16 protein-coding genes are annotated in these 26228 nt (G+C 39.3%); 7 read left to right on the top strand and 9 right to left on the bottom strand.

Translation table 11 applies throughout. From position 1 onward, the window contains the following. The first annotated feature begins 345 nt into the window (after positions 1-345). Positions 346-1950 (top strand): NAD(P)H-quinone oxidoreductase subunit N, encoded by a 1605-nt coding sequence (locus V7L20_RS19015; RefSeq protein WP_334745580.1) that lies wholly within the window; start codon positions 346-348, stop codon positions 1948-1950. Between the two features lie 285 nt (positions 1951-2235). Here V7L20_RS19015 and V7L20_RS19010 read toward each other — a convergent pair whose 3' ends face one another. The 5 genes from V7L20_RS19010 to V7L20_RS18990 form a co-directional block, all read right to left on the bottom strand. Next, positions 2236-3633 (bottom strand): ATP-binding protein, encoded by a 1398-nt coding sequence (locus tag V7L20_RS19010; RefSeq protein WP_334745579.1) that lies wholly within the window; start codon positions 3631-3633, stop codon positions 2236-2238. Between the two features lie 83 nt (positions 3634-3716). Continuing rightward, entirely contained in the window at positions 3717-4259 is a 543-nt protein-coding gene (locus V7L20_RS19005) for a methanogen output domain 1-containing protein (RefSeq protein WP_334745578.1), read from the bottom strand. 345 nt (positions 4260-4604) lie between these two features. Further along, entirely contained in the window at positions 4605-5648 is a 1044-nt protein-coding gene (locus V7L20_RS19000; RefSeq protein ID WP_334745577.1) for a sensor histidine kinase, read from the bottom strand. Positions 5649-5654: 6 nt separating this feature from the next. Beyond that, positions 5655-6806: an FIST signal transduction protein gene (locus V7L20_RS18995; protein ID WP_334745576.1), complete on the bottom strand. Its 1152-nt coding sequence runs from the start codon at positions 6804-6806 to the stop codon at positions 5655-5657. A gap of 38 nt (positions 6807-6844) precedes the next feature. Then, positions 6845-8140, bottom strand: coding sequence for a sensor histidine kinase (locus V7L20_RS18990; RefSeq protein ID WP_334745575.1), 1296 nt, complete (start codon positions 8138-8140; stop codon positions 6845-6847). Positions 8141-8875: 735 nt separating this feature from the next. Between V7L20_RS18990 and V7L20_RS18985 the strand changes: the two genes are divergently transcribed. Beyond that, the gene (locus tag V7L20_RS18985) at positions 8876-9841 is read left to right on the top strand and encodes a terpene synthase family protein (RefSeq protein WP_334745574.1); all 966 of its coding nucleotides are present in this window, start codon (positions 8876-8878) and stop codon (positions 9839-9841) included. A 180-nt stretch (positions 9842-10021) separates the two neighbouring features. After that, the gene (locus tag V7L20_RS18980) at positions 10022-11422 is read left to right on the top strand and encodes a cytochrome P450 (RefSeq protein ID WP_334745573.1); all 1401 of its coding nucleotides are present in this window, start codon (positions 10022-10024) and stop codon (positions 11420-11422) included. A gap of 338 nt (positions 11423-11760) precedes the next feature. On the opposite strand, the gene V7L20_RS18975 is transcribed toward V7L20_RS18980, so the two are convergent. Together V7L20_RS18975 and V7L20_RS18970 are read right to left on the bottom strand one after the other, a co-directional pair. After that, positions 11761-17457, bottom strand: coding sequence for an AAA family ATPase (locus V7L20_RS18975; RefSeq protein WP_334745572.1), 5697 nt, complete (start codon positions 17455-17457; stop codon positions 11761-11763). A gap of 994 nt (positions 17458-18451) precedes the next feature. Next, the gene (locus tag V7L20_RS18970) at positions 18452-19117 is read right to left on the bottom strand and encodes a response regulator (RefSeq protein WP_334745613.1); all 666 of its coding nucleotides are present in this window, start codon (positions 19115-19117) and stop codon (positions 18452-18454) included. Between the two features lie 330 nt (positions 19118-19447). Here V7L20_RS18970 and lipA point away from each other — a divergent pair, with 330 nt between their 5' ends. After that, positions 19448-20353, top strand: coding sequence for a lipoyl synthase (lipA, locus tag V7L20_RS18965; RefSeq protein ID WP_334745571.1), 906 nt, complete (start codon positions 19448-19450; stop codon positions 20351-20353). A 170-nt stretch (positions 20354-20523) separates the two neighbouring features. After that, positions 20524-20661 (top strand): photosystem I protein PsaX, encoded by a 138-nt coding sequence (locus V7L20_RS18960; RefSeq protein ID WP_334745570.1) that lies wholly within the window; start codon positions 20524-20526, stop codon positions 20659-20661. A gap of 20 nt (positions 20662-20681) precedes the next feature. On the opposite strand, the gene V7L20_RS18955 is transcribed toward V7L20_RS18960, so the two are convergent. Next, positions 20682-21548, bottom strand: coding sequence for a branched-chain amino acid ABC transporter permease (locus V7L20_RS18955; RefSeq protein ID WP_334745569.1), 867 nt, complete (start codon positions 21546-21548; stop codon positions 20682-20684). 205 nt (positions 21549-21753) lie between these two features. Here V7L20_RS18955 and hrmK point away from each other — a divergent pair, with 205 nt between their 5' ends. After that, positions 21754-23616, top strand: a complete 1863-nt coding sequence (hrmK, locus tag V7L20_RS18950) for a hybrid histidine kinase/response regulator HrmK (protein WP_334745568.1) — start codon at positions 21754-21756, stop codon at positions 23614-23616. A gap of 182 nt (positions 23617-23798) precedes the next feature. Beyond that, positions 23799-24626: an ATP-dependent sacrificial sulfur transferase LarE gene (gene larE / locus V7L20_RS18945; RefSeq protein WP_334745612.1), complete on the top strand. Its 828-nt coding sequence runs from the start codon at positions 23799-23801 to the stop codon at positions 24624-24626. A gap of 176 nt (positions 24627-24802) precedes the next feature. Here the strand turns inward: larE and V7L20_RS18940 are convergent, their stop codons facing one another. Next, entirely contained in the window at positions 24803-25858 is a 1056-nt protein-coding gene (locus tag V7L20_RS18940) for an SGNH/GDSL hydrolase family protein (RefSeq protein ID WP_334745567.1), read from the bottom strand. Positions 25859-26228: the final 370 nt, after the last annotated feature.

Below are 26228 nucleotides of genomic sequence, written 5' to 3'. Positions count from 1 at the left end.
AAATATTTTAGGGGCACAGCAATGCTGTGCCCTTATTAATTTTAATCAGTTTTTTGTCCGTGGCGATTGCCTACGCACGCTACGCGCTCGCGCTGGCTGCGGCATGATTATTTATATAATCAAGATATTTGCTGAAGGTCACGTCTGAAAAACGAGGTAGGAAAGCTGTTAGGTAAATTCCTAGATACTGAGAAACCTGCTGGTAAGCCAGTGAAATTGGTGCAATCACCATCTGCACCCAAGCTGTTAAGCTCTTGTTAAAAGAGCTAGTCCGGGGATTATAAAACTTGCTAGAGTGAACGTAGAGTTAGCCTTAATGTCTAATCCCCAAAACCTATACATCTCATGGATTTTGCTAATATTGCATCCCAGCTAAACGCTGGAACGATTTTGCCAGAGGGGATTGTTATTCTCACCCTCTTGGGGGTTTTGATTGTTGATCTGATATTGGGGCGTACATCTGGACGCTGGATTGGATATCTAGCGATCGCAGGTTTATTTGCCTCGATTGTCGCCCTATCTTTTCAATGGGACGCTCCTAATCCCATCGGTTTTACTGGTAGCTTTAATAGTGATGACCTCAGTATCGTCTTTCGCGGTATTATTGCCTTGTCTGCGATCGCCACTATACTGATGTCAGTTCGCTACGTTGAGCAGAGCGGCACAGCTTTAGCAGAATTTATCGCTATTTTGCTGAGTGCTACTCTGGGAGGAATGTTTTTATCCGGGGCTAGTGAGTTGGTGATGATTTTCATCTCCCTAGAAACCCTGAGTATTTCGTCTTATCTTTTGACAGGTTATACCAAGCGTGACCCCCGTTCTAATGAAGCGGCGCTGAAATACTTGTTAATTGGAGCTTCGAGTACAGCAGTATTTTTATACGGTGTATCGCTGCTGTATGGACTATCTGGAGGACAAACTGAACTAAGTGCGATCACTAATGGCATTGCCACAGCTAAAGTCGGTCAATCTTTAGGTTTAGTGATTGCGTTGGTTTTTGCGATCGCAGGTATTGGCTTCAAAATCTCCGCAGCACCCTTCCACCAGTGGACACCAGACGTTTACGAAGGCGCTCCCACCCCAGTCATCGCCTTTTTATCTGTCGGTTCCAAAGCAGCTGGGTTTGCCCTAGCCATTCGCTTGCTGACAACAGCCTTCCCCCTTGTTGCTGACGAGTGGAGGTTTGTCTTCACAGCTCTAGCTGTTCTCAGCATGATCTTGGGTAACGTAGTTGCCTTAGCCCAAACCAGCATGAAACGGATGCTAGCTTATTCATCCATTGCCCAAGCTGGATTTGTGATGATTGGCTTGATTGCTGGTACACAAGCGGGCTATGCCAGTATGATATTCTACCTACTGGTTTACCTGTTCATGAACCTGTGCGGCTTTACCTGCATCATCCTGTTCTCACTGCGGACAGGAACCGACCAGATTGCCGAATACTCTGGTTTATATCAAAAAGACCCACTCTTAACACTGGGGTTGAGTATCTCCCTGCTTTCCTTGGGTGGTATTCCACCATTGGCTGGGTTTTTCGGCAAGATTTACTTATTCTGGGCTGGTTGGCAAGCAGGTCTTTATTGGTTAGTCTTGCTGGGCTTAGTTACCACCGTCGTCTCCATCTACTACTACATTCGCGTAGTTAAGATGATGGTAGTCAAAGAACCTCATGAAATGTCCGACTCGGTGAAGAATTATCCACAAGTGCGTTGGGATTTGCCTGGACTAAGACCTTTGCAGGTCGGGTTGGTGGTAACATTAATTGCCACATCCATAGCAGGGATTTTGTCAAATCCACTGTTTACATTGGCTAACAATTCTATCTCTAATACCCCAATTTTGCAAGCAACAATGAACACTAATGTAAAAGCAGAAAATCCACTGCTGTTACCAAAGTTAGACGCGGTTAGTCAATCTCAACCCTCTGTTGATTCTACCGCTAAGATTTAACCGAGTCTCAACCAAACTTTGTATTTAAAGAAACGCCTGTCTGCTCATTAGCAGACAGGCGTTTCAATACGGTTCGGATAAGATCCCCCCGCCTGTGGTGACCCCCTTAAAAAGGGGGTAAGTAATTTGAAAAAAAGCCCCCCTTTTAAGGGAGGTTGGGGGGATCTTCGAGGAATAAACACGCTAACTGAACTGTATTGACAGGCGTTTCTGATATTTTTTAACATAAAATATAATTTACTACTTATATTACAATATTCTGAATTCTACATTCTGCTGTATCAATTAAATTTCATCAGAATGAGCTACAGGTATCCTAATTACAAATTCTGCACCTTTTCCTGGAACAGAAAAACAGCTAATTTGTCCATTATGTTTTTCAGCTATAATCTGATAGCTTATAGATAGTCCTAGTCCAGTACCTTTGCCCACAGGTTTAGTAGTAAAAAATGGATCAAAGAGCTTTGAGTGAACTTGTTCATTTATTCCCAAACCATTATCAACAATACTAACCGTTATCCATTTTTCATCGATTACCTCAGTTTTAATTTCAATTTGGGGATTATTCTTTGTAAGTGTTTGATTGTGATTAGTTTGTGGATTGACTTTTGACCACTGACCATTGACCGCCGATACCTCTAGCGCATCAATCGCATTTGCAATAATATTCATAAACACTTGGTTAAGTTGACCAGGGTAGCAAGTTACATTAGGTAGTTGACTATATTTTTTGATGACTTTGATTTCTGGGTACTCATGCCTAGCTTGCAACCGATGCTCTAAAATCATTAAAGTATTATCAATTCCTTCATGGATATTAACTTGCTTAAGTTCTGCTTCATCCAGTCTGGAAAAGTTACGTAGAGATTGAACAACTTCTTGAATACGCTCTGTTCCTACTTTCATTGACTGGAAGAGTTTAGTTATGTCTTGAATGATAAAATTTAAGTCTATTTCTTCTACATACTCTTGAATTTCTGAAGGAGTATTTGGAAAAAAATGTTGATAAATTTGCACCAATTTTATTAAATCTTGAGTATATTTATGGGCGTAGTGAAGGTTTCCATGAATAAAACTGACGGGATTATTAATTTCATGGGCAATACCAGCAACCATCTGTCCTAAACTAGACATTTTCTCAGCTTGGATAAGCTGAGTTTGGGTAAGTTGTAGTTCATTTAATGTTTCTTGTAAAACAGTTGTACGTTGCTCAACCCGAATTTCTAGCTCTTGATTCGCTTTCCATAGCGCTTCCTCCGCCTGTTTACGTCTCTGAACTTCTTTTGCTAACTCATCGATTTTCTCGTTAAGGAGGACGAAATTACTGCTAGCTAAAATTCTATTTTCCAAGCGTAAGAGAATTAAAGCCGAAGATTCAGGCGACCAAGGTTGAATAACTGCTCCTTGACTACGACATATTAATGTTTGCCCATCATTTTTTCGTAAAGTTAAAGAGCCAATAACCATTGCCCTGCTACTTGAACAAGCTTGCAGGTACTTTACAACATCATTAGCAGACTCAGTTACAAATTCAAAAAGCGTTTTTTCCCGCAGTTGCTGACGGCGTAACCCCAGCATATCTGCTACTGGTTGATTGGTAGCTAACAACTGACCATCACTACTCACTAGGAGTAAAGGTTCTGGTAAAACTCTAGCAATTTCAAGAAATTGTTCAGGAGTCATGGGCTTCCAATTTCACGGCTCGGCTCTACTTTACATATCTGCACTCAAGCTTGTATCTTGGGGTTAGTTTAGTGATTAAGGGTTTACACAGATTCTAGTCCTTTAAAGTATTCTCGACCTTCTGCATCTTCTGCCTCTTGTGTAAGTTTTAAGTAAATAATAACTCTACATCCAGAAGCACCCTGTGCTATGGTTTCTTGCAATTCTACTTTCGCATATCCCAGATTATTAGCTGCGATCGTTCCAAAAACATTTGAAGTCATCATACACATGGCAGGGCGATTAACCACTTTTTCAGCAAATGGGCAGACGCGGTTGCCAAAGATAATTTTTTCATCATCCTGCTCAATGACATAAAAATCGCCTTGGATTCGTTTTTTTAAATCAATTAAGACATCAGCTAACTGTTCAGGCGAAAGATTTGAGACTTTCAGGGCAGATTTGTAATCTTGGTTTAGCTGCCTAGCCATCCTTTCGCCAACTACACTAATAAATCCAGAAGCTTCTTCTAAGCCAACTACCTCCTGTAAAGTACCAGATAATTCTCTAATTAATGTACGTAAAAATATATCGCGTTCTAAAGAAAGATTAAGTGTAGCCATTGAGTGGTTAAGTGGATTGGTCATAATTTTGAGGGCATAATTTTGGAACTACAGTTTTAGAGTTCCCCAAAATATATCTAAAATAACTGCTTAATCTCTTTCTTTAGGGGATTTGATGCTTGTTTTTGTTTCTAATCAAGAGGAAAGTCATCATAAAGCAGTTTTCTTTTGTATGAAGTACAAAGCTACAGGTTTTGAGTCAAGAGGCAAGAGTTAGGAACTGATAAATCCGCTTGCTTATAATCAGGATCAAAGTTTGCTATTTTTCATAAATAAATTTTGCCGCTCTGAAACTATAATTAATTACGTATGGACTGCTATCACATTGAATATTTATTTTTCCTAAAATTAACTTGAATAATTGTTAATTTAATAAATTGGAATAGTAATTATAAACTCAGAGCCTTCCCCTAACAAAGAATTCACTTTAAAAGTTCCTCTATGTTTTTGGACAACTATTTGATAGGCGATTGATAATCCTAACCCTGTCCCTTTTCCTACAGGTTTAGTTGTGAATAAATGGTCAAAAATTTTTTGCTGAACATCAGCAGATATTCCTACACCATTATCTTGAATCCGAATCAAAACGTGATTTGTCTCTTCAATTAAGTCAGTATGAATTGTAATTTGATTAGGATTTGCCTTAATTTTATAAAAACTCAGTCCAGAGTTAGACTCTTCTACAGCATCAATAGCATTTGCCAATAAATTCATAAATACCTGATTCAGTTGTCCTGGAAAACATTTTAATAGAGGCAATTCACCATAATTTTTAACTACTTGAATATCAGGACGAATCTTATTAGCTTTTAAACGGTGCTTGAGAATAATAAGAGTGCTATCAATACCTTCATGAAGGTTAAAAAGAACTTTCTGCTCTGTATCTGCTCTAGAAAAAATTCGCAAGCTATTGCTAATACTACAAATACGATCTGTACCTTCTTTCATTGAGTAAATTAGTTTAGGCAAATCCTCGCGCATATATTCAAGGTCAATCAGTTCAATTGTTTTTTGAATTTCCTGAGATGCTTTGGGATAGGTTTGCTGATAAAGGTTGATGAGATGTAACAAATTATCAATATACTCTTGAGCCGGAGTTAGATTACCTGCTATAAAGCTAACTGGATTGTTAATTTCATGAGCTACATCAGCAACAAGGCTTCCCAAACTAGACATCTTATTCTGCATTATCTGAAGATTAAGCAGCATCATTTCTAGTTCTTGACTTCTTTCCTCTAAGTTATTTTGATATTCTTTTAACTCCTCAATTACTGTCTTAAGCAAACATTCTTTTTTTTGATTTATATCTTCAAGTTTTATCCGGTCTAATTCAGAACGCTTTAATTGCTTTTGGATAATTCTATTTGCTTTTTGGAGTTCCTTAATTTCTTGTTGATAATCCTCAATGTTCATCAGCTTTTACCGATTTCCCAAAATTAAAGTAACAAAAGTTTCATTGTGGAATTGCGCCTGGCTAATTCGATCTATAGGAGCAATCTCTCCGTAAGAATAAAATCCACAGGCAGGTAAATAGCTAGTCAGAGAAAGTTTGGTATTCTGGTACTCTTCTTGTGCCCTCGTGCCAAGTATTTGCCGACGAGCTACACATGAAAAAAACAACACAGCACTCGGTTCTGTGCCTGGATAATTATCTAAAGCATTCATGAATGATGCTTTGGAAGCTGCCAAAATATCTTCATAAGCTGCTTCTGAAATTTGAATAACTGCTTGATCAGGAATATTTCCAAAAAAGGTTATGCTACCAGATTCCTGATTGTAAGCAATAGGTGCTCTGAGATAAAAACTTTCTTCATTCTGATCAAAGACTGCTAGCGGATACTCTATTGAAGGAGGAAGCAAACCTAGATAATGATGATAAAAATCTAAAGCTGGCTTACCATCTATTTCATAGAGTATGTTTTTATCTACTTTAGTTACTTTGCTTGTTTGACCTATGGGATGCCAACCACTTGCAACAGCATGGGAAAATAATATTGTGCCAGAAAAAATAAGAATTGGTACAGAATCACTTAATACTTCTGTTTGAAAAAATTGATATGTATTTTGATATCTTGATTGATCGCCTGCTAAACCACCGAATATTGGCACATGTTGCCCAAGAGCTAGTTTTAAGCCATTCAATATAGATACACCGCTAGTTGTCAAGCTCTCTGGATGAGTTAAACATAGCTTTGGCTCTGTGTTACTTTTTGCTTTGGCTTCTTCCACAGCTTGTTTAGTTGCAGTAATTGGATCACCTGAAACTTTGCGTCCAACTCCTGCATAAATTTCAACTTCGTCTGAGCAAAACAACATCAAAGTAATTGAGTCTTGCTGAAACTCTAAGACTGAAGAAATTTCTCCATCTGTTGTTCCACCAATCAACTCAATCCCCAAAAAAGTCTGATGAATTTGCTGCAAAATGAGAGAATGTTCAAAATCAATTGCAGCAAAAAGAATCCCAGCTTTTGGTATATCTCCTGCAAGAGAACTGACACATTGCTGAATAACTTCTTCAACTGCTGATAGAGAATCTGGATCGTTACTGTGACCAACTACTGCCTTAAACATAAATTTATCTATATGGAGAATTATTTTTACTATGATTTTCAAACGGGAAGCTTAATGATGAACTCTGAACCTTGTGCTGGTGCTGAATTTACTTCCAGAGTTCCTCCATGTTTCTCGACAACAATTTGACGAGCAATTGATAACCCTAATCCTGTGCCTTGACCCACACCCTTGGTGGTGAATAAATGGTCAAAGATTTTTTGCTGGATATCAGGTGACATTCCCACGCCATTATCTTTAATCCGAATCAAAATATGTTTTTTGTTTTCAGTGAGGCTAGTTTGAATTAAAACTTGATTGGGATTTGCTTCAATTTCAATATAGGTGCGCCCTAGATTAGACTCCTCTAAAGCATCAATAGCATTAGCTAATAAATTCATAAATACCTGATTAAGTTGTCCAATAAAGCATTCTATTTCTGGCAAATTCCCGTAATCTCTAATTACCTGAATATCAGGACGATCCTCGGATGCTTTTAAGCGATATTTGAGAATCATAATTGTGCTGTCAATGCCATCATGAATGTTGCAAGAAACTTTGCGATCGCTATCTGCTCGAGAAAAGGTTCTCAGACTGTTACTAATGTTGCGAATGCGTTGAACACCCTCTTTCATTGAGGAAATTAAGTTAGGTAAATCGGCAAGCATATACTTTAAATCTATCGCTGCAATTTCCTGTTGAATTTCTGGAACCGGATTAGGATAGTGCTGCTGATAGAGGTTAATGAGATTAATCATGTCTTGGAAATATACTGAAGCGTGTCCGAGATTGCCATGAATGAAACCAACTGGATTATTAATTTCATGAGCAACTCCTGTTACTAATTCACCAAGGACGGACATTTTTTCTGTCTGTACAAGCTGAATTTGAGACTCTTGCAAGTCTTTTAATACCTTAGACAACGCTGCTGTCCTTTCTGCAACTCGTTTTTCTAAAGTTTTTGTGAGATTTCGTAACTGAAGATGGGTTTTAATTCTAGCTAATAATTCTTCTTCATGAAAAGGCTTAGTAATGTAATCAACTGCCCCTATATTTAAACCTTTTACTTTACTATCGGTATCAGAATCAGCCGTCATGAAAATTACTGGAATATCACAAGTCGCTAAGTTGTTTTTCAGTCTTTTACAGGTTTCAAACCCATCTATTCCCGGCATGATTACATCTAATAAAATCAAATCAGGGAGTCGAGATTCAATTTGTTTAATTGCACTTTCTCCATTATTATCTGTAATAACGTCAAAACCTATGTTAGTTAATATGTTCAAAACAATTTCTAAGTTTGTAGTAGTATCATCTACCACTAAAATTAAACTATCTTTTGGTAAATCAAGCATTTTTATATCTCTTTTATAATTCATGTATTTAAATCAATTTAACTCCTTGTTACTTATTCAATGCTGGCTCTGGGATCGCAGCTAAGTCACCTTTGTTTTTTTGGCGATTTGACTGATAAATAAATTTATAGCCAGACAATCTTATAGTTCCCAAAAACTCTGACAACAGCAACATTCTCACACTAAATTCTTGTATGCGACCACGGGGGCGATTGCTACAGTATGAAAATGAACCCAATCTTCATTTTGACTACACCTGAACATCCTCTTTCATGAAGGTGATTGGCTTTAAATTAGTCATTATTACCCTTGCCTTTTGAAAAAAGTAGTGTTAATTCAGCACAATATTGCTACTGAAAAATCTTTTTAATGAAGGCGAACGTTATGAATTTAGTTATTAATACTCTTGTTGTTTCAGACAAGTAATGTTTGTTTTGTAAAAATAAAATTATTGCTGCAAACCTCTCACTGACTTTGTAACTTTGTTATCTGTATTTATCCTGAATACATATTTACTTAAATAATATTTTTTGGAAAAATATTAATCCAGTATGATTTCGGATATCTTTTTGAGAAAATAAAATCACAATAAACAGTTAAGTGTTGGAAAAAATGTATATTTTTTAAATATCAAGATTGTGGCGTAAATATAATTTACACCCTGTAGAAAAATTGGTATTTAAATAATTTATTTTCAAAAATTGATGTTGTAGATTTTGAATAACTCTATTAGTTATGGAAAAATTAGTTTCTTCAGATTTGTACTGTCCTTTTTCATCACAAATCAATAAAAATATTGATTTTTTGGAAGAGTACAGTCTTGAATGGGTACTTGATTTCAATCTTCTGGCAAACGAATCATCTTATCAGCGTTTCTGCAAGTCTAAATTTTTTTTGATGGCAGCTACTACTTATCCCTATTGCAACTTTCAAGAACTGAAAATAGCAAATGACTGGTTGAGTTGGCTATTTATTTGGGATGATCAATGCGATTTATCAGAGTTGAAAACAAAACCTGAATCTCTAAAAGCTATTCATAAGAGATTTCTAGAAATATTGAACGGAGCAGAAGTTACGAGCTACGATATACCTCTTAGTCGTGCTTTAAGTAACTTACGAGAGCGGATGCTTGAAAAAGCAAGCGTGAAATGGTTAAATTATTTTATCTACGGCTTTGAGAAATATTTATACGGTTGTTTTGAGGAAGCAAATAACCGTGTATATGGGATTGTACCCGATACCGATACTTATATTGCAATGCGTAGATTAAGCGCAGGTGCAGATGTTGCCTTGCCATTAATTGAACTTTGTAATCAGTTGACAATTCCTGATTTTTTACGAAAACAGGATATTTTTAAACAACTTAATGAGATTACAAATAATCTTCTTGGCTGGTCTAATGATATTTTTTCATTATCTAGAGAATTGGCAACTGGTCATGTTCATAATTTAGTATTTGTACTGCATTATCAGCACAAAATTTCTCTAGAAGAAGCAATCAAGCTTGCTATAGAAATGCATGATAATGAGATACGAAAGTTGATAGATTTAGAAGCAAGCGTTCCATCTTTTGGAGAAGAAATAGATGCAGATTTTACAAAATATATATTAGGGATTCATGCTTGGATACGTGGAAACCTCGATTGGTATTCTTTCACTGCTCGCTACAAAAGTGTAGAAATGCTGGAGCTAGCTAAATAATAAAAAAGGAAAGTTGGATTGGCTCTCTCGCTCCTTCATCAGTTCCAATCAATACAACTATGTTGATTATATTGGTTGGCCTTTTACTTTTTAAAGGTTCCTATAAAATTTTGATTTTAATCCTATAGCACAAAGAAGCAAACTGTTATCTCATAGTATCTCCTTACCCCTTTCCATTAAATGCAACTACCTAATCCTCTTAAAACCCCTTCTTTTCTTCAAAAGCTTCAATGGATTGCTGATCCTGTTCGGTATATGGAAAAAGCTGCTCAACAGTATCCCGACATTTTTACTGGTAAGATAATTGGTTTTGGTGATACTGTAGTATTCGTGAATCATCCCCAAGCAATCCAGGAAATTTTAACCAACGATAGAAATAAATTTGTTGCTGTCGGCAAGATGAACAAAATTGGGGAACCCTTAGTAGGGGAATATTCAGTTGCCTTAATAGAGGGTACTCGTCACAAACGTCAACGACAACTGGTCATGCCATCCTTTCATAGAGAGCGAATGCAAGCCTATGGTCAACGGATTTGTGGTCTGTGTACAAAAGTTTTTCATCAGTTAGCACTAAATCAGCACTTCTTGGCTCGGAACTTAACACAGGAGATAACCCTACAAGTCATTTTACAGGTTGTCTTGGGCTTGAATGAGGGAGAAAAACTTCAAAAACTTGAGCATCTATTGTTGCAGATGTTGGATCTTTTTCGGTCACCTTTGAGTTCTAGTTTATTGTTTTTCTCATTCTTGCAAAAGGATTTAGGAGCCCGGAGTCCTTGGGGAAAATTCCTGTGCAATCGCCAGCAAATTGATCAATTGATCTATGCTGAAATTAGCGAACGCAGAAAGCAAAATGATTCAGACCGCAACGATATCTTATCCATGCTGATATCAGCACTGGATGACACTGGTCAACCCATGACAGATCAAGAGTTGCGCGATCAGTTGATGACTCTAATCGTTGCTGGATATGAAACCACAGCAACAGCGATCGCTTGGGGATTGTATTGGATTCACCAAAAGCCCCTAGTCCGTGAAAAACTACTTCAGGAACTGGATACCCTCGGTGATTCTCCAGATCCCATGAGCATTTACCGACTGCCATATCTAAGTGCTGTCTGCAATGAAACCTTGCGAATTCACCCTGTTGTCATGTTCTCTTTTCCCAGAGTAGTACAAGAACCTGCCAAGCTGTTGGGACATTCTTTAGAGTCTGGGACTGTACTGCTTCCCAACATTTATCTCATTCATCAGCGTGAAGATTTATATCCTCAACCGAAAGAGTTTCAACCAGAGCGCTTTTTAGAACGGCAATTTTCTCCCTATGAATTTCTACCCTTTGGTGGTGGTGTCCGTCGTTGTATCGGCGAGGCTTTGGCTATATTTCAAATGAAGCTAGTATTAGCAACTATTCTGTCACGCTATCAGTTAGAGCTAGTTGATCGACGAACAGAACTGCCTCAGCGTCGAGGTTTTACCCTTGCACCAGCCAGTGGAGTCAAAATGGTAATTACAGGGCAACGTGCGCGTCAACAAGAGGCAGTTCTTGCTCCCTTCCCCTCACTTCCTGCATCTTACTGACTATAAATAAAAAGGTACAGAGCAAGTAAATTTATTTATGGTTGCTGAGTTTACGGTGAGCATCTCGGCTTTGCTCGATGGAACCGCAGTCTAACTGCGTAGCCGAAGTATGGGCTTGGTAAATTATTGAATGCGTGAATGCGTGACTTCTTTGTTCGCGCAGCGTCCCGTAGGGAAGGGGTTGACTTCCGCCTTACGGGACTAGTAGTCTGTCAAGCTTTTTTGAAGGTTTTTAGTAAGCACTTTAAGGCTTAGAAAACAAGGGCTTTAGTTCTAGATTTTTAAGGACTGAAGTGCTTACTACGAACTTATCAAAATTAATGAAACAGACCACTAGTCTAGATATCTGACTGTTGCATTGGTATCTCAATTACAAACTCAGTCCCTTCTCCTAATGTGGAATCACAGGTTAAACTACCCTTGTGTTTGTCTACAATAATTTGATAGCTAATCGACAACCCCAACCCCGTGCCACTTCCTATGGGCTTTGTGGTAAAAAATGGGTCAAATATTTTCTGCTGCACCGCTTTTGTCATTCCAGAACCGTTATCGCCAATCCGAATTATCACTGTATTAGAATCTGTTAATTCAGTCAAGATATGAATTTGTTTTACTTGACGATAAACTACTGACACGTTTATATCCTTTGTTATTTGTTCTTCGTCATTTCCCAAAGATTCATGAGCAATAATAAATGTCTCTTTTAAAGCATCAATCGCATTATTTAGGATATTCATAAACACTTGATTTAGTTGACCAGGGTAACAAATAACTTTTGGAAGGTTACCGTATTTTTTGATAACTTCAATTTCAGGTAAATTGCTATTTTCTTGAAATCGGTGCTGTAAAATCATTAAGGTATTGTCTATTCCCTCATGAACATCTACAGGCTTTATCTCAGATTCATCTAGGCGAGAAAAGTTGCGTAAGCCCAAAACAATATCTCTAATCCGCGAACTTCCCACTTTCATTGAATCTAGAATATTTGGTAAGTCTTTTACTAGAAAATCTATGTCAATCTCCTTAGCTTTATCCTCAACTAAGGACGAGGTCTGAGGATATTCTTGCTGATAAACAGCTACTAAATCTAGCAAGTCTTGGACGTACTCACTTACATGATTAATATTGCCATGAATAAAGTTAATGGGATTATTGATTTCATGAGCAATTCCCGCCACCATTTCTCCCAAAGAAGACATTTTTTCGCTTTGAATCAATTGGATTTGGGTACGTTGCAATTCCTGTAGAGTTTCTTGTAAACAGTGATTTTTGTCGTTGATTTCCTGCGTTCTTTCCTGGACCTTTTGTTCTAAAGTATGGTTGTAATCTTCCAATCTTTCTTTAGCTTGTGCCAAATTTTTGTAGAGGATAGCATTCTCTAGGGATATTGCTGCTTGAGTGGTGAGGAGTTTGAGAACTTCTACGCGATCACGTGTAAATGCTCCTGTCGTCAGATTATTTTCTAGATAAAGAATCCCAATCAATTTACCTTGATTTAGAAGAGGTATAGACAATAAACTTTTAGGTTCTTCAGTAATAATGTAGTTATCACATGCTAAAAAATGAACAGTATTTATATCATCAATAACCAATATTTCTCTGGAGCGTTTAACGTAGTTAATCAAAGTAATAGGAACATCGTAGCTTAACTCAAGACCAGTTGATGGAAACTCAGTGTAGATACGATCAAAATGCGAATTTGAACACACCACTGCGACAGTTAATGCTAAATTATCACCTTCACTCAAAATTAAAGCGCATTTAGAGGCTCCTGCATTCTCCATAACAACTTCCATTAAAGTAGAAAGTAGTCGCTCAAGCTCGATTTCCCCAGAGAGGGCTTGAGATGCTTTAATAAATGCGGCTAAATCCAGAGAGTCAGAAATACTTTTCTTCAAGCCAATAACAGTTTGTTGATCGCTTAAGGTAGGTAAAGATGATATAGATATGTTATTGACAAAAGTGCTTTCATCACTAGAATCGATACTCAATTTTTTTTGCTGGAGTATAGGAGTAAGTAATTGAGGATAGCGTTTTGTTAAATCATTAACTTTGGCTAACGCTCCCCAATGAATATAGCCATAGTAAGCATCAGTTAGGTAGGTTTGGGCAATCTTCTGTTTGCCCAGTTCTAGATAAAATTTAGCGGCAAGTTCGTTGGCAAGAGCTTCTTCGTTGATATACTCATATTCTTTAGCCAAGGCGATCGCGCGATCGTAATTATCCATTGCCTCTATATATTGCTCAAGAACTCGATATCGCTCTGCCTCAACTAAATGAAACTTATGCAAATAATTCATCGGGGCATGATTTGCCCAGTGCTGCATCTTTTCTTGATTGACAACAACCTTATTTAAGATTTGTTTTTGTTCAGATTCCTCAACATCAGAATAAACTGCCAGTCTAGCTAGTGATTCATAAAAATGAAAAATAGGAAAAACTAACTGTCCTATCCCACCATGCAAATAATTTTCTGCCAAGCTAGCATTTTCAACCGCTTGAGAGTATTTCTGAAATAGGCAACAGAGATGCAGTTTAGTTGAATACAAATATAACAGTCCCATGCCATCGTTTGCTTCAAGGTGAGTCGGCAACATTTTCTGCTCATCGTAGGCTTCACCAATTAAAAGATGGGGATTTTCCGCAGTACCTATCAAGTTCAAGACACTCTGCCGATAAATAGTACTCCAGTTAAATACTGTTTCCTGCTTGATTTGACCGATTGCACTGTTGTAAATTGCCATCTCCTGTTCCAGTCCCGTCAGTTCTCTACCAACAAAATATGAACAGTAGCAATAAACATTAAGAGCATAGGCTGCATATTCTAAATCTCCTGTTTCTAGTCCAGCAGAGTATGCTTCCAGCAGAGGTTTTAAGTTTTCCTTGGCATGTTCCTTCCAATGCCGGATAGCAGCATTAAATACTTCTATGACCTTAGCTTTGACTTCTTTAGCATTAAAGCGAGTTAATAAACTTGCAGCCAGTTTCCCAAATTGATAGCCAAACTCAATATCTCCTACTACTCCGCAGAGTATTACCGCATAAGCTACATAGGCATAGGCTGATAAGGAAGTGTTACCGTACTTAAGCGATAAATTAATCTGTTTAAAAGCAAACAAGGGATAAATTACAGGAAAAACTTGATAGGCATGACCAAGGGCACTTGATAGAATACGCATAGATGCTAAAGCTTGCTCTTCTGTCATCTCAAGCAGGTCAATTAAATCCTCAATACGTCTGCCGTTAAGATTTGATGTTAACTCTGCCATTGCTAGCTGAATATCTGACTGGCTTGGATGTTCAGGAAACTCTACTCCCAAAAGTTTCAAAAAGGTTAGGGCAGTATTTACAGCCTTCAGTGCTTGGTTCTGTGCCCCATAAGCCTGAATTTTGACTTCATAAACTTTTACTTTTTCTAGCAGTGGTTTGCGTACCAACACCACCTCTGCCAATTCCTCCATCTGTTCAAAGTTGCCAGCCAGGTATGCTGCCTCTGTCGCAGTTTCATATAAAGCCAGGGTGAGATGATGTTTCATCTCCCAACTATTACCTGCTAGCAGTTTGATGCCAGTAGTTAAATACTTAACGGCTGCAAGATAAGCTGTAGATGCTAAAGCTTTACGTCCAGCAATTAGATTCATCTGTGCCAGTTGATCTCGTTTAGCTTGAGGGGAAATAAATTCCACTGCGATATTAAACTGATTGACAAGCTCAAAAATCCTTTCTTCTTGTTCTGCAACTGGAATATTGTTCAATAACAGTAGCCCAATTTTTAAGTGAATTGACTTTTTTTGTTCTTCGGGAATTAAAGAATAGGCGGCTTGCTGCACTCTATCATGTACGAATTTATACCTACTTGCCTGTAAATTAGAAATTGAAAATTGTGTAGATTCTATCTCATTACCAATCAAGCCTTGATTAATATTATCTTGTGGAAAGATGTTGTAATTTTCAGTCTGTGATAAAACTAGCCCATCAATTAATGCTTGCCACAAGTCTGATGCTGTATCTGCTACAGATTTTTCATTAGCGATCGCCAGAGTTTTTAAGTCAAATTCATTACCAATACAGGCAGCCAGTTTCAGAACCTTTTGAGTATATATTGGCAACTTTTCTATTTGCAAAGTGATAAATTGTACGACATCATCTGTAAGAGCTAATTCTTGGACTTGGGAAATATCATACTGCCAATGACCAACATCAAAATTTAATACAATTAGCCCATCATCATGTAAAGACTTAAGGAATTGGACACAAAAGAATGGGTTGCCTTTAGTTTTGGCAAATACCATCTGGGTAAGAGGAAGCGCAACTCCTTCAGAGCAATGCAGTGTATCAGCAATTAGATGATTTAAATCACCCTGATTTAAGGGTGCAAGGGTGATCGTATTAATAGTTGCTCCTGCTTTTTGAATTTCTTTTAGTGTCAATGAAAGCGGATGTGCTTTGGAAACTTCATTATCTCTAAAAGAACCAATTAACAATAAACCTCCCTTATTTTCACACATCTGTTCTGTTTCTTCTGAAAGAGAAGACAACTTGCTTTCACACATTAATAACTGAATTAATTTCAAAGATGCCGTATCTGCCCACTGCAAGTCATCGAGAAATACAACTAGGGGATGTTCTTTCGTTGTAAATATTTGGATGAATTTTTTAAACAATAAATTGAACCGATTCTGGGCAGCACTGCCAGAAAGTTTTGTAACCGGAGGTTGCTTACCAATAAGCTGTTCTAGTTCAGGAAGTACATCAATAATCACTTGAGTTTGTGTACCCAATCTCAAGATAATTTTGGCTTTCCATTGTTGAATTTGGGCATCATTTTGCGAGAGCAGTTGCCCAATTAAGTCCCGAAAAGCTTGCACCAATCCTGACAAAGGAATGTCACGTTGAAACTGGTCAAATTTACCTTTGATGAAGTAACTACGCTGATGCACAATAAGTTTGTGAATTTCATTGACCACAGCAGTTTTGCCAATGCCAGAGGAACCCTCGACTAATATAATTTCTGTTGCCCCCTCTGTCACACGTTTAAAAGCAGCAAGTAGTGTTTTAACTTCACTTTGGCGACCATAGAGTTTTTCAGAGATTACAAAACGGTCTGAGATGTCTCTGGCGCCTAGTTCAAAAAGTGCAATACTTCCTGTTTCTTGCCACTGGTTTTGGCACACCTCCAAGTCATGCTTTAACCCTAAAGCACTCTGATAGCGGTCTTCGGCATTTTTGGCCATCAGCTTGCTGATAATGTCAGACAAAATTGGCGGAATATTAGAGTTAATCCGACTGGCTTTTAGCGGTTGTTTGGCAATGTGAGAGTAAATTAACTCCATCGGATCTTTTGTTGTAAAGGGTAACTGTCCGGTGAGGAGTTGAAAGAATGTGACACCGAGGGAGTAAAAATCAGTGCGATAGTCAATACCTCGATTCATTCTTCCGGTTTGTTCTGGGGAAATGTAAGCTAGGGTGCCTTCTAATACGTTGGGATTCGTAAGAAATTGAATTTCTCTTGGTAGGAGGGTAGCAATACTAAAATCGATGAGTTTTATTTCACCTGTGGTAGGGTTTATCAGGATGTTGGCAGGCTTAATGTCTTTATGAATAATCCGTAGACGCATCTCGCCGTGGGTATCGCAGTGCAATCCTTCAAGGGTAGAAGCAATTTTAATCGCAATCTGAAAAAACTCGTTGAGGGAATGCCAGTTCTTTTTCTTCCCCTTGTCTTCCACTCGCCAGTCTTGTAAGGAAATACCACCAAAATCTTCCATTACTAGAACGTAGCTGTTACGGTAGTTTTCTAAACTATAGGTTTTGACTATATTAGGAAGATCGAGGTTTTTGGTGATGATATATTGATTGCGGAACTGGGCGATTTCTGCGAACGTAGGATATTCATTCCGCATCAATTTGAGAACGACTGGTTTTTGATCTTGTTCTCTAATACCCCTATAAACTAGGGTTTTACTGCCTGAGTAGATTTGCTCAGTGATGCGATAGCCAGGAAACTCAAACAATGTATCTAATAATACTAACATTACGGGGTATGCTCATAATTCTTGTTTATATGGCTTAGTATTCCCCTGAAAAGGCTATATGCATCATGAAATAGAAATTTTATACGTTTAAATAAAATTTAAACATACCCTTATATCCCAATATGCTTGGGTTAGCGCCAAAAACCTTAAATTGTGTAGGTTGGGTTGAGGAACGAAACCCAACATTTCCGGGGCTTTGTTGGATTGCACTTTGCTTAACCCAACAAAGCAATTTTTCACAAAGCCAAGCGTATTGCTTTATATCCTTTTTAAGTAAATATTTCATATTAAACTATATGATTCTGCTTTGATTATTGAACAAAATTAGGTACTTTCCGATCGCAGGATAATTTAGAAAAGCCTGAAACAACCTCAACGAGTTGTTTCACATCACGACGCATTTGTACAGTGCGTAAGTCCTACAAATAAGAAAAAAGCCTGCCGCTCTCTTAAATTAAGAGCAAACTGCGGCAGGTTTAGTGGGTATTTAGCTGCTTTTCTAGACTGTCAACTTCATTCTTTTGTGAAGACGCTATGTTTCGACTCCACTCAATATAAATTCGCGTTTGGAAAATTCAAAATTCAAAATTTCTAGAGGTGCAGATAATTGCTAGTTATGTTTTCCTGCTTTTGAATTTTGTGGTCAACGATGATTTATCAACATAAGTATTTTTGTACTAACTATTTTTACCCGCTTTTAATCGGACACCCGTTACTGTAAACCAATACAGTTCAGTTAACGCTAAAAACCTTAACCTGTGTAGGTTGGGGAGCCACTGCGCCCTTGCGGTTTCCCGACTTGTTCGCTCTTAGCGTTCCCGTAGGGTAGCAAGTGGCGTTTGAGGAACATAGCAAGATCCACCAGGGTAACCCAACATTTCCGGGGCTTTGTTAAGTTGCCTTTGCTTAAACCAACAAAGCAATTTTTCACAAAGCCAAGCGTGTATTATAAACGAGGTATTCTTGGCTGCGATAATAACAATGAGTACCAATGTTACTTGACTTTTTGTTTAATAAAGGTCACAACCTGAGTTAGCTGTTTCTTCAAGCTATCGATTTCAGCTTGCATTTTGACAATTTTCTCATTCAATGCGTTAATTTCTGCGTCGGAGGTTCCTTTGGCAGTAGGAGTTGCGATCGCAGTATTTGCAGCACTAGGAGTTGCTACCGTAGCAGTGGCTACACTAGGAGTTGCTACCGTAGCAGTGGCTACATTAGGAGTTGCAACTGTGCCATTTTTGACAGCAACTCCTGCTCCTAGTGGGATTAGTTCTGGGCGTGGCAGTTTCGCCTTGGTCATAGCTAACTTAATTGCGTTAATTAGCTGCTTCTGATCAAAAGGCTTACCCAGAAATTCAAAGTATTCAAAGGGTTCTGTGATTTTCTCAGTCACCTCTTCCTTGCGACCAGACATGATCACCAAAGGAATTTTTCTTAATTCAGGATCGGCTTGAACTTTCTGGAAAACCTCCCAGCCACTCATTTTAGGCAACAGGAAATCCAGCATAATTAAGCTAAGTTTTTCCTGAAGAATGAAATTTAGTCCTTCCAAACCGTCTTTTGCTTCCAGTACCTCAAAATTGCCCGGAGGCAACATTTCTCGTACTTTTACCCTGACAACTGTAGTGTCATCGATAACTAAAATTTTGTTGCTTGCCACGACTGTTTGCTCTAAGAGAAACTTTAAGTGTAAATAGCGGCTTTGCCGATTGTCATTGAGAATTCCCCCACTATATACAAAATTTTTAGCAATTGGGGGATAGTAGATTTCGGTATAAATAATGTTGCTAGAGGTGTTTTGTAAAACTTTTGCATGTACTATTTTCAATTTATGTCATGGTGATATTTAAGGCTCTAGCTCTGTTCAAGGGCATAAGGGACATAGTGATACCGAGACATGGTGACTTCATTAAGAGCATCCCCACGTCTATTTTTATCTATTGTTAATTAACAGACTGTTACTCTATATCCGTATCTTGCTTAGATGTCTATGATTTGGTCACAACGAGCCGAACTAAAGTCTGAAATTACGGCAATGCCTAGCTGGTTACGTCGTCCTATTGGCAAAGCCAGTGAAATCTCTACTGTACAACGCATTATTAAGCAACGCCAAATTCACACAATTTGCGAAGAAGGGCGCTGTCCCAACCGGGGAGAGTGCTATGCCCAAAAAACTGCAACTTTCTTACTAATGGGGCCTACTTGTACACGCTCTTGTGCTTTCTGTCAAGTAGATAAAGGTCATGCACCAATGCCTCTTGATTTAGAAGAACCTCAAAAGGTAGCACAGGCGGTGCAGCTTTTGGGATTGCGTTATGTGGTGCTGACTTCTGTAGCCCGTGATGACTTGCCCGATCAAGGTGCAGGGCACTTTGTGGAGACGATCGCTACTATCCGCCAATTGAACCCAGAGACTCAAATTGAAGTGCTGACCCCTGATTTTTGGGGTGGTGCTGGTGTTGGGGAATCAGGTCAACGCCAGCGAATAGCTATGATTGTAAAAGCCAAACCAGCTTGTTTCAATCACAATATCGAGACAGTGAAACGGTTAACTGCGCCAGTGCGCCGGGGAGCCAAGTACGATCGCTCCCTCTCGGTACTAGCTATGGTTAAAGAAATCGATCCGACAATTCCCACCAAATCAGGTTTGATGCTGGGACACGGAGAAACACTTGATGAAATCATTGAAGCAATGGCTGATCTAAGGGCAGTGGAGTGCGATCGCTTGACTATCGGGCAGTATATGCGTCCTTCTCTAGAACATCTGCCAGTCCAAAAATATTGGACTCTAGAGGAATTCGATCAACTCGGCAGATTAGCATGGGAAATGGGATTCAACCATGTTCGTTCTGGGCCTCTGGTTCGCAGTTCCTATCATGCTGGAGAGGAGGAATGAGGGAGCAGGGGGAGCAGGAGAAGAAATAACCAATGCCCCATGCCCAATCCCTAGTCCCCATTCCCCAGTTCCCAATTTCCAACTTCACACAAATATTCTTAAAGAATTTGAATATTTGGTACACCAGTTTGGTATTTCTTAAAAAGTCCTGACATTAGGAGAATCGGATTATGACTGCTAAAAGCAAAGATTTACCAGTTGCCAATAGTGGAGCTAAACCTCCCTACGCCTTTCGCACAGGCTGGGCACTGTTCTTGTTAGCTATCAATTTTCTGGTAGCAGCCTACTATTTCCACATTATTGAGTAGTTAGAAGTGGGTGGTGCTGCTCAAATCGTTCCTTTGAATAAACCTTTGGGACGAATGAGCAGCACCAGAATCATGATTAACAGTGCTACACCCTGTTTATACTGTGAACCCAGCCAAGGGGTGCTGACTTCCTGGACGATGCCAATGATAAAAGCTGCTGCGATCGCACCGTAAGGGTTGCCAATCCCACCAAGAATTACTGAGGCAAATAAAGGTAAAATTAAGAACCATCCCATGTTTGGGCGCACAGCTGTAATCAATCCATACATACTGCCACCCAAAGACGTAAGACTGCCAGCAATTACCCAAGTCCATAAAATTACTCGATCAACATTAATACCCGAAACCCTGGCTAAGTCCAAATCGTCAGCAACTGCTCGCATCGCCTTACCAATCTTGGTATTTTGGAGCAGATAATGCAGTGCCAAAATTGCTAACACTGCCAAACCCAATACTAATAATTGATTTTGCGGCACCTTTAAACCAAAGATATCTAAAGCTGATGTAACAGGTAAATTATAATTTTGGTTCTTGCCACCCCAGATCAAAATAATGCCGTTGCGAAGAAATAAGGCAAGTCCGATAGAAATAATAATCAGCGTAGTGGAAGTAGCACGAATAGAGCGCATTTTTGACCACAGTAACTTTTCCGATAACAGCATTGCTGCCACAGTTCCCGCCGCCGCCAGGCTCATCGACAGCCAAATATTGACTCCAATAGTGTTTATCAGCCAGGTCAGATAGGCTCCTAGAGTGAGAAAATCACCGTGAGCAAAGTTAGATAGCCGTAAAATTCCGTAGGTAAGAGTGAGTCCGACTGCCGCTAGAGCAATAATGCTCCCCACCGCAATCCCATTAACGATTAGTTGGGCGAATTGTGTATCCATAAGCCTTAAGTTGCTTTAAAAAATTTTACGTCAATGGTTCGGATAATAATTTTTTTAGAATAGCTGCTAAATTTAACATCATAAGTTATGGTTTATAACAACATAAGTTATGGTTTATAAATAAAAAAGAATTGTCAGTTAATATACATAGAATCCTCTTCGGATTCTGATGCGAAATTAAACTAGTTCAACGGTCTAGTTGACCATGCAGCAGTACTCAAGCTTACCAGACCATAACTCACAGATAGATGCAAGGCCAAAACCTTTGACAACAATTGAGCAACTTCGCGCCAAGTTGTGCCTGGAGAGCAGCTTGAACCAGTTGCAAAGTCGCCTTAATGATTGCCTGCTTTCTGCTTGTAAAACAGTCCCACAGGCAGGAACCGCAGAAGCAAAAATTCTCCAAACTGTGATAAACGAGATTAACAGTGCTGTCAACAGCAGTGATTTGGCGGTTACAGATTGTGCTGTAGGCATCGCTTTGTTTGAACCACAAGCAACTGTTGCCACAGTTTGCCATGTTTCGTCTTCTCTATCCCCAAACTCACATTTATTTCTAGAATTGCTGACAGCAGAAAAAAAGCTGCTGTTGAGATTGCAAGAGGTCATAGAACTCGAAGATTTGCAGCAGCTTGAAAATCAACAACCACCGAGCGCTTGGCGGTTAGCTGATGATTTTGGCAACGTCATGGGCTGGCTAATTATTGCCGCAGCACCCCTAAACTCAGATCGTGATTCGTTTATAAAATCACTTGCTAAACTCAGGTCAGAATTTATGGCTAGGTCTGCTAAGCATTGTACTACAGCCCTGATACAACTTAGACACATTCTATCTTTGCAGCAACGGTATCAACAGTTAAGTAACTCTAATCAGGAATTGGAGCGCACCAATCAACTCAAAAATCAGTTTTTGGCAAACACCAGCCACGAAATTCGCACACCCCTTAGTTCTATTATTGGGTTTACCCACCTGCTTTTAACCCAAGGGTACGAACCAAGTAAAGAACGCCAGCAAGAGTATTTAAATATCATTCAGTCTAGCGGCAGGCACCTGCTAGCTTTGATTAATGATATTTTGGATCTCTCTAAAATTGAAGCAAATCAGCTGGAAGTGCAGTGGGAAACAATTGATGTGCCAATGCTATGTAGCAATGTTTTCGCACTGGTGAAAGAAAAAGCCGCTAATAAGGGTTTGAAACTCCGTTTAGAACTTGACCCCGATATCACAACTCTAGTAGCTGACCCTTTGCGACTCAAGCAAATGCTGTTGAATTTACTCTTCAATGCCCTAAAATTTACGAGCCAAGGAAGTGTTGGCTTAGAGGTTGTTTCCAAAGGTCTATTTGTGTATTTTACAGTTTGGGATACTGGCACTGGCATTTCCCAAGAAGACCAGGCTCAACTGTTTGAACCCTATTTCCAAATTGCTAAGGCTGTCGCCGATGGTGAAGGTACTGGTTTGGGTTTAGCAGTGACTCGAAAACTCGCCCAAATTCACGGTGGTAACGTGAAAGTGGAATCTGAAGTAAATCGCGGTTCCCGTTTTACCCTTGTACTTCCCTTTAGGCAAGAGGTAGGGGAGGCAGGGGGAACAGGGGAGCCAGGGGAGGCATACTCCTTATCTCCTTTGCCTTTCACCCCTAGTTATTCTGTAGATATTTTGCTGGTAGAAAATGATTTACGCAACGCTAATTTGATGCAAATTTATCTACGTGAATTGGGATATCAGGTGACTTGGGTTGAGAATGCTGCCAAGATGTGGGAAGCTTTAGGACAGTTAGACCCAGTGTTGATTTTGATGGATGTTCATCTGGCAGATGGAAATGGTCTTAGGTTGGTACAGCAACTGCGAGAAAATCAGCAATATCGGACGATTCCGGTAATTGTTCAAACAGCAATGGCAATGAAAGGCGATCGCGAAACTTGTCTAGCAGCTGGAGTAGATGACTATATTTCTAAACCAATTGATTTACCACTTTTAGCTAGTCTGGTGGGCAAGTACAGTAAAGCACCAACCTTGGTTGATGGGGAGTGGGGAGTGGGGAGTGAAGGAAGCAAGGGGAGATGAAAAGACAAGGGGACAAGGGGACAAGGGGACAAGGGGTGAGAACTTACACAAGTCTTTCCACTTGTCCCTAATTCTTCTTGTCTCTTTGTCCTCTTCCCCATGCCCAATGCCCAATGCCCCATAAGTAATGACTAGAATAGAAACTGTTGGGTGCTATAGGGTTTGGGCAAGATTGGGAAATGATGCTGACAGAAAAATTTGAGCAATTAAGAGCTTTATTTCAAGAAATGGAGCAGGCGTTGATTGCCTACTCTGGGGGCGTTGATAGTACTTTGGTTGCCAAAATTGCTTATGATGCTTTGGGCGATCGCGCTTTGGCTGTGACGGCTGTTTCTCCTTCGCTGTTACCAGAAGAGTTGGAAGATGCCAAAATTCAAGCTGCAACTATTGGAATTGGCCATAGAATTGTCCAGACTGACGAGATGGCAAATCCCAATTACACCTCTAACCCGGTTAACCGCTGTTATTTTTGCAAAAGTGAATTACACGACACTCTCAAACCTTTAGCTTTACAGTTGGGTTATCCCTACGTAGTGGATGGTGTAAATGCGGATGATTTGCATGATTATCGCCCAGGAATTCAGGCAGCAAAAGAGAGAGGTGCGCGATCGCCTTTAGCAGAAGTGGGTCTTACCAAAGTTGAAGTTAGACAACTTTCCCAACAACTCGGTTTACCTTGGTGGGATAAACCCGCTCAACCTTGCCTCAGTTCCCGGTTTCCTTATGGTGAAGAGATTACTGTTGCTAAGTTACAACGAGTTGGTAGAGCAGAAATTTTCTTAAGAAAGCTAGGTTGGCAGAATTTACGCGTGCGATCACAAGGAGATACAGCACGCATTGAATTGGCATCAGAACAAATTAAAGAGTTTGTGTTAACTACGGATTTACAGAAAGTAGTTTCTGCATTTCAGGATTTCGGATTTCTTTATGTAACCCTGGATTTAGAAGGTTATCGCAGTGGGAAGTTAAATCAGGTTTTGAATCGAGAAGCTTTGAGCATTAAACCATAGTATTTTCCTAGCCCGTAGACACAGTTGTGCTTTTTTCACCTACCTCACTGTAACTTACGCAAATTTACTATTGAAATTACAAATATTTATATTTACAGGCACTATTTGGCAGCCTGCCTACGTAATTCCATAACTTATGGTGATGTGATCGCTCCAAGTCTTCGCAAAGCGATCGCTCACTTCTGGCGCTGAGTTAGCTTGTATTCTATTTGCTGTAGTGCCAATCGCCACACATCATAACCCTCTTGAGACAGGTGCAACCCATCTGTGGTCAACTCTGGGCGCAAATTGCCTTCCATATCGGTAAACCAGCTATAAATATTTAGATAATTAGCGCCTTCTTGTTTGGCAATCACGGTTAATTGTATGTTGATGTGACGAATGCGGCTATTGGAAAGTTTTGGTAGGCGAGTAGGCAAAATTGATTGAACAATGATTTGAGCTTTTGGGTGAGTCTGCCGTAAGCGACGGACAATTCGGCGATAATTACGCAAAATTGTGTCATCACTAGCGCCTTTGCGTAAGTCGTTAATTCCAGCCATGACGTAAATCACATCGGGCCGCGTTGCCGAAAATGCCTCCAATCTTTTTAAAACGCCACTGGAAGTATCTCCAGATATGCCTTGATTGAGCCATAATTTCCCAGTAGGCAGTTTTTCTCTAGGAAACCACATGCTCAAAGAATCACCAACTAAAATACTTAGATGATTTGCACCTTGACCTTGAGCGATCGCTCTGGCTTCTAAAGCTAATAGACTTTTCCAGTCATCATAAGTTAATTGACGTTTCTTGATCGACTCCCACAATGATTGCAAATTATCACTATCTACACGCGTATAAATCTGACCTGTTTTCAAAGCTGCTAATCTTTGGTAGTAAAGTTGATTTCCAGATGTCAGCGAAAGACCAGCTGGTTGGGCGCTGGGGTTGAGTGATGACTCTGTTGGGGCTGGTAATCCTTGACTACTGACTTCTGCCAAACTCTGAATATTTTTCTCACCTGCTGTTGGCTGCAAACTTTTTAGGGGTTGGAACGCATGGCCGCTGAGTTCTGGTAAGGTGATATCAACGCTATTGATAATTTTTGTACTGACTATCGCCTGAGAACCCTGTTTTAAATCCCACAGGGATCTAGGATTTTCTCGCAGCACAATCGACAAATGTGGAAGAGCCAATGCTGGTATTGCTAATACTGTTAACAAGCCTGCTGCCAACAGATAAGGGTCCCTCATCGCTTTGTCTCTCCTCTACTCACTGCTTTTCCATCTCACAGCATTAGTTACCTGTATTCAGGAAAATTTTACTTCGGTTAAGTTATTATTCTTATTTAAACTGTATAGTTCTGTAAAGTGTGTTAACCAGATTATATTTGACAATTCACGATCTCTTTAAATTACGGTTTTACCGATGGTATACAAATTTTATTTGTGAGGATATTTATACTGAAAGTCCTATTTTCACAAGCTGACTATTTTTTATAACTCAGTTGTCACAAATATTGCAAGTGTGTACGAACTCAGCAATTAGCAGGTTATTTTTGAGTATCTCAGGACAAAGGTTTTGGCTTTTGCCGTTGCTCATATAAAAATAACCATTTGATTT

Origin of the sequence: Nostoc sp. (assembly GCF_036916735.1) — a bacterium.
Lineage (GTDB): Bacteria > Cyanobacteriota > Cyanobacteriia > Cyanobacteriales > Nostocaceae > Nostoc.
This window is presented reverse-complemented; position numbering and strand designations above follow the sequence as displayed.

Bases quoted from the DNA above. Each gene is read 5' to 3' on its own strand.
- V7L20_RS19015 (WP_334745580.1), top strand. From the start codon at position 346: ATGGATTTTGCTAATATTGCATCCCAGCTAAACGCTGGAACGATTTTG.
- V7L20_RS19010 (WP_334745579.1), bottom strand. From the start codon at position 3,633: ATGACTCCTGAACAATTTCTTGAAATTGCTAGAGTTTTACCAGAACCT.
- V7L20_RS19005 (WP_334745578.1), bottom strand. From the start codon at position 4,259: ATGACCAATCCACTTAACCACTCAATGGCTACACTTAATCTTTCTTTA.
- V7L20_RS19000 (WP_334745577.1), bottom strand. From the start codon at position 5,648: ATGAACATTGAGGATTATCAACAAGAAATTAAGGAACTCCAAAAAGCA.
- V7L20_RS18995 (WP_334745576.1), bottom strand. From the start codon at position 6,806: ATGTTTAAGGCAGTAGTTGGTCACAGTAACGATCCAGATTCTCTATCA.
- V7L20_RS18990 (WP_334745575.1), bottom strand. From the start codon at position 8,140: ATGCTTGATTTACCAAAAGATAGTTTAATTTTAGTGGTAGATGATACT.
- V7L20_RS18985 (WP_334745574.1), top strand. From the start codon at position 8,876: ATGGAAAAATTAGTTTCTTCAGATTTGTACTGTCCTTTTTCATCACAA.
- V7L20_RS18980 (WP_334745573.1), top strand. From the start codon at position 10,022: ATGCAACTACCTAATCCTCTTAAAACCCCTTCTTTTCTTCAAAAGCTT.
- V7L20_RS18975 (WP_334745572.1), bottom strand. From the start codon at position 17,457: ATGTTAGTATTATTAGATACATTGTTTGAGTTTCCTGGCTATCGCATC.
- lipA (WP_334745571.1), top strand. From the start codon at position 19,448: ATGATTTGGTCACAACGAGCCGAACTAAAGTCTGAAATTACGGCAATG.
- V7L20_RS18960 (WP_334745570.1), top strand. From the start codon at position 20,524: ATGACTGCTAAAAGCAAAGATTTACCAGTTGCCAATAGTGGAGCTAAA.
- V7L20_RS18955 (WP_334745569.1), bottom strand. From the start codon at position 21,548: ATGGATACACAATTCGCCCAACTAATCGTTAATGGGATTGCGGTGGGG.
- hrmK (WP_334745568.1), top strand. From the start codon at position 21,754: ATGCAGCAGTACTCAAGCTTACCAGACCATAACTCACAGATAGATGCA.
- larE (WP_334745612.1), top strand. From the start codon at position 23,799: ATGCTGACAGAAAAATTTGAGCAATTAAGAGCTTTATTTCAAGAAATG.
- V7L20_RS18940 (WP_334745567.1), bottom strand. From the start codon at position 25,858: ATGAGGGACCCTTATCTGTTGGCAGCAGGCTTGTTAACAGTATTAGCA.